This is a genomic window from Methanosaeta sp. UBA356, assembly GCF_002496465.1.
GTDB lineage: Archaea > Halobacteriota > Methanosarcinia > Methanotrichales > Methanotrichaceae > Methanothrix > Methanothrix soehngenii.
Window position 1 is genome coordinate 1 of the sequence record NZ_DAKC01000048.1, and the last position, 4685, is coordinate 4685.

The following is a 4685-nucleotide window of genomic DNA, read 5'->3' on the forward strand; positions in this document are numbered from 1 at the left end:
AAGATGCAAGAACTGGCGAAGGAGCTGAGAGATAGAGGGTACGATCCTGCTGCAGAGACAATCGACAGGTTCAGATTCGATCTATGGAATTATAAGGCGTATCCGAAGGCCCATTGGAAGAGGATACGAACCACAAACATCATTGAGATTGAGCGCATCAATAAGGAATTGAAGCGCAGAAGCAGACCTGTAGGAGCATTCCCGAGTGATCAATCCCTGATGAGATTGGCAGGATGCATCATGATAAATATAAATGAAGAGTGGGTCACAGGTAAAAAGTATTTAACGATGGACGTATAGTAATGATAGTAGGATACAGGGCGGCTAAATTACAGCAATTTCGGGACACTACCATTATGACTATAATCCCGAGCCAGCCTCATCATTTTATTCCAGTTGCCTTGAAGAATGTATAGCAAAACACCCCGTCCTCTTCAGTCGTCCGGTATAGATCCCTTATACCCTCATCAAATGCCTCTGGCTTTATCATCCCCAACTTTATGGCCTGTTCCCGAACGCCCTCAATCATGGCAGTGAACGTGTTCCTGGTGAAGCCCTCCACCATCTCCGGCCGGCTGGAGTCGGCATAGACCATGCGGGGAGAGACTCGAACCGAGATGTAACCTGCTTTAGAGAGCAGGGGATATAGCTCCCTTCCGATCATTGCATTGCCTCCTGCAAATCTTTGCAGTTCCACCTGGGCTAAGATCGCCCTTTGGGCAGCAATGCTATCCGGATAAAAGTATGCTGAACCGTGGTCTCCCTCAATCACCGTGATTGTGCCACCGGGGCGGATGAAGTCCTTCAGAGCGATTAGGGCCTCCATCGGTCTGGGCAGGTGCTCGAGGACGAAGCAGAGGAAGAGGTGATCGAATGATTGGGGATCAAAGGGAAGACGGAATATGTCCGCCTGCAAAAAATCAATATTCTCAATGCCTGCTTCCTCAACCTTTCCCCTGGCCTGGAGGACGGAGGCCCGGGATATGTCCATTGAGATGATCGATGCCTCTGGATTGTTTCGAGATAGGGTCAAAGTCTGCGCTCCCACCCCGCAGCCGGCCTCTAGGACCCGGCTGCCTGCAGGATAAGAGGTATCGGAGTGAAGCAGCTGAACAAGGGTGGTGGCCTGATCCTGCAAGCGCCTGCTCTCCCTTGGATCGTAGCCGTGAACGTATGCTTTGTTCATGCTGGCCTCTTTTATTTGGGATCGGTAATAATCTTAGCTGTCGGCTTATCTATAGGCCCATCCCTTATCTTATCTATGTTCTATGCGATCAAGCGCAGAGATTATATCTAATATCGCGATGGAGATATATTCTCGATCGCCCAGTATTTAAACAGCGCAATGATCAGCGGAATTTCCCGCCATTTTGAGCAGTAGAGCAAAGAAGCTATAAGTATCTCGTTTTTTAATGTACATTCAAGTCCATTTACCAGAAGAGGTGCGCAAAATGACCAAGACGGCAGTAATCATAGGCGGGGGAATTTCCGGGATATTTGTGATGAAGGACCTCCAGGAAAAGAGCATAGCAACGAAAGAGGACATCAAGATAGTCCTTTTAAAGCGCGAGGACACCGGCTGGGTCTCTGTCTGCGGATTGCCTTATGCTCTCCGCGGATGGTATGAAATAGACAAGGTTGTTATCAACAAGCCGGAGTTCTTCTCAGAGCAAGGGGTGGATTTCAGAACCAAGACCGAGGTTGAAAGGATAAACACTGACGATAAAACCTTGAAGCTGAAGACGGGAGAGACTCTGAAATACGATTATCTGGTCATCGCCACAGGGAGAAAGCCGGCTCTTCCCGAGATGATCGAAAAGTCAACTATGAAGAACATATTCACCCTCAGCACCATGGAAGATGCCTACAATATCGAGGCTGCCTTTAAATCAGGAGAAGTGAAGAATGCGCTGGTTCGAGGGCGGGGCATTATTGCATTGCAGGCCGCTGCCGCTGCGGCTGCCAATCATATCAAGACCACTGTCCTTGCCGGTCCGCCCTCATTGCTCCCCGGAGGCCTGGATCCGGATATGGGCGATATGCTCAAAGAGTGGATGCAAAAGCAGGGAATAGAGTTCATCCTGGAAAACCAGCCGATTTCCAGCCTGAAAGAAGATGGCGGCCGGGTCAGCTCTGTCCTGATCGGCCCAAGAGGTGAGAAGGAGATTCCTGCGGAGATGGTAGTGGTCGCCATGGGCATGAGGCCGAATGTCAGGCTAGCAGAAGAGGCGGGAATTGAAGTCGGAGATACTGGCGGAATTATCACAGACAACTCATTGCACGTTAGAAAGAAGAAAGGCTATCTGAACGAGGTATATGCACTGGGCGACTGCATTGAGGTCATAGATGGCATCACCCTCCGTCCGAAGTTGAACCAGCTGGCTTCTACATCCGTTGTCCAGGCAAATGTAATCTCAGATAACATAATCAGTGATATCAAAGGCAATCCCTGCTTGTATTCATCCTACGACCCATGCATGGGACCGGTAGTAGCCGAGATTGCCGGCCTGAACTTTGGATCGGTGGGGGTGACAACGGAGGCGGCAGGGAGAGCGGGCATTAAGACGATATCCGGCAAAGCAACCAAGCTGACCAAGGCTCGATACTTCCCAGGAGCAAAGCCGCTTACGATGAAGCTCATCTTCGACGCCTTCTCTATGAAGCTTTTAGGGGCTCAGATGATCTCCGAGGTCCCGGTCTCAGACAGAGTAAATGAGATGGCAGTGGCAATAAGAGCCTGTGTTAACGCGGAGGACCTCAGAAACACAGAAAGATGCTTTGATCCATCCTTATCTCTGCTCGTAGACGTTACCGTGGACGCAGCAGAGGACGCTCTGAAAAATAAATCCGTCTGTTAGAGGAGGATAAAGCTAAGAGGATTTACATAATTTTTTAAGATACATTTCTAATTTTTCATTTCTATTTTTGCTTTTTAGGAGACCTGCGGCAATTGATCGCCCATGAATAGAGATCCTTTCATGGTTTGATCCTTTATAACAAATCCATAATAGCAGCTGGCTGGCAGTGCAGACCTTTCCCTCGCTTCTTGCCTGCTTTTTCAAGGCCCTACATATATCATGATCGTACATTCATACAGGGAAAGATTTATTTGCTCAATTGCTAAAAGTAATTAGATAAATGAATATGCATACTGGATTCTCCGAGGTTTTCGGGCCAGCAATGAGGAATTGGCTTTGGATTTAAGTACAACTGCGCTTTTAGCATTTCTTGGATTTCTGCTCTGCATGTCGGCTTTCTTCTCTGCATCTGAGACCGCATTGATGTCACTGAGCAAGATCAGGCTCATCCATTTGGTTGAGGAGAAGATAAGAGGTGCCAGCGTGGTAGAAAAGCTGAGGGAAGACCCCAGCAGACTGCTGGGCACTATCCTTGTGGGCAACAATTTAGTAAACATCAGCGCATCGTCCATTGCCACAGTCCTGGCGATAAAATATTTCGGCGATAGCGGAGTTGGCATCGCTACCGGGGTGATGACCATGCTGGTGCTCATATTCGGAGAGATCACTCCCAAATCACTGGCTGCTCAAAAGTCTGAACAAGTAGCTCTCTTGGTGGCAAGGCCTATCTCCGTTTTAGCATACATTCTGAGTCCCGTCGTAGCGGTCTTCTCCCGTGTAGCCAGCATATTCTTGCGGCTCTTTGGCTGCAGAAGCAATGCCAAACTGCCCTCGATTACCGAAGAGGAGCTCAAGTCCATGGTGAATTTGGGCGAGGAGGAGGGTGTCATCGAGGATCATGAAAAGACGATGATCTGCAATGTATTCGACTTCGGGGACCAGCTGGTTAAAGATATTATGGTTCCGCGGATGGACATCATTGCCATAAACATCAATGCCACCTATGAGGATGTCATAAAGATAATAAGAGCTGAGCAGTTCTCCCGCTATCCAGTTTACAGCAACAGGATCGATAACATAGTAGGCATTCTCAATGTCAAGGACCTGGTCTACCTGGATTCCAAGAGGGACTTTGACATGAAAGGGTTTGTGAAAAAGCCCTACTACACATTCGAGTTCATGAATACCTCAGAGCTCTTCAGCGAGATGAAAAAGCGCAGGACACATATGGCCATAGTCCTGGATGAGTATGGGGGCACGGCCGGTATCGTCACCATGGAGGATCTTGTTGAGGAGATCGTGGGAGAGATATCAGACGAGTACGACATGCAAACCAATGAGATCGAGACGATCCGGGAAGGAGAGTACATCGTCGATGGAAGCACCAGGATCGAGGAGCTGAACGAGCTGATCGGGACGGATATCGAATCAGAGCATTACGAATCAATAGGCGGTTTTATGATCCAGCTATTGGGCAGACTGCCCAAGCAAGGCGAATCCGTCGAATACATGAACACCAGGTTCGTAATCGAGAATGTGGAAAAAAACCGCATCAAAAAGATCAGGGTGCTGATGTCAGAAGCCCTGCCTGATGAAGAGAGCATTGTATTGTGAGGGCTTCAAGATGTGTTCTAGATGTGGCATTCTGATTGAAAAGGCGCTTTCTGATAGCGTCCATAACTGCCCTCATTGCGGGCTTTCGGTGAGTCGAGATTGGAATGCGGCAATCAATATGCTTGGATTGGGACTACAATCTGTCGGAATTAAAAACGTAGAAGCCCTACCCCTTTAGGGGTGGGGAGTGGTCACATAAACACAGGCTGGAAG

4 protein-coding genes and 1 pseudogene are annotated in these 4685 nt (G+C 48.6%); 4 read left to right on the forward strand and 1 reads right to left on the reverse strand.

Annotated elements, in window-relative coordinates:
- Positions 1-300, forward strand: a 300-nt coding sequence (locus tag BP727_RS03920; protein ID WP_286857496.1) for a transposase, incomplete at its 5' end; no start/stop codon positions are given.
- An 82-nt stretch (positions 301-382) separates the two neighbouring features.
- Here BP727_RS03920 and BP727_RS03925 read toward each other — a convergent pair.
- Entirely contained in the window at positions 383-1186 is an 804-nt protein-coding gene (locus BP727_RS03925) for a class I SAM-dependent methyltransferase (RefSeq protein ID WP_273279009.1), read from the reverse strand.
- Between the two features lie 265 nt (positions 1187-1451).
- On the opposite strand from BP727_RS03925, the gene BP727_RS03930 reads away from it, so the two are divergent.
- From BP727_RS03930 to BP727_RS03940, 3 genes and pseudogenes are all read left to right on the forward strand, one after another.
- On the forward strand, positions 1452-2858 hold the full coding sequence (locus BP727_RS03930; protein ID WP_286857499.1) for an FAD-dependent oxidoreductase: 1407 nt from the start codon (positions 1452-1454) through the stop codon (positions 2856-2858).
- Positions 2859-3194: 336 nt separating this feature from the next.
- Positions 3195-4472 (forward strand): HlyC/CorC family transporter, encoded by a 1278-nt coding sequence (locus tag BP727_RS03935; protein WP_286857501.1) that lies wholly within the window; start codon positions 3195-3197, stop codon positions 4470-4472.
- Between the two features lie 7 nt (positions 4473-4479).
- Positions 4480-4650 (forward strand): annotated as a pseudogene (locus BP727_RS03940) (zinc ribbon domain-containing protein); the annotation flags it as partial.
- Between the last annotated feature and the right edge of the window lie 35 nt (positions 4651-4685).

What these genes read in the sequence shown, in the direction of transcription:
- BP727_RS03925 (WP_273279009.1), bottom strand. Translation starts at nt 1,186, where the DNA reads ATGAACAAAGCATACGTTCACGGCTACGATCCAAGGGAGAGCAGGCGC.
- BP727_RS03930 (WP_286857499.1), top strand. Translation starts at nt 1,452, where the DNA reads ATGACCAAGACGGCAGTAATCATAGGCGGGGGAATTTCCGGGATATTT.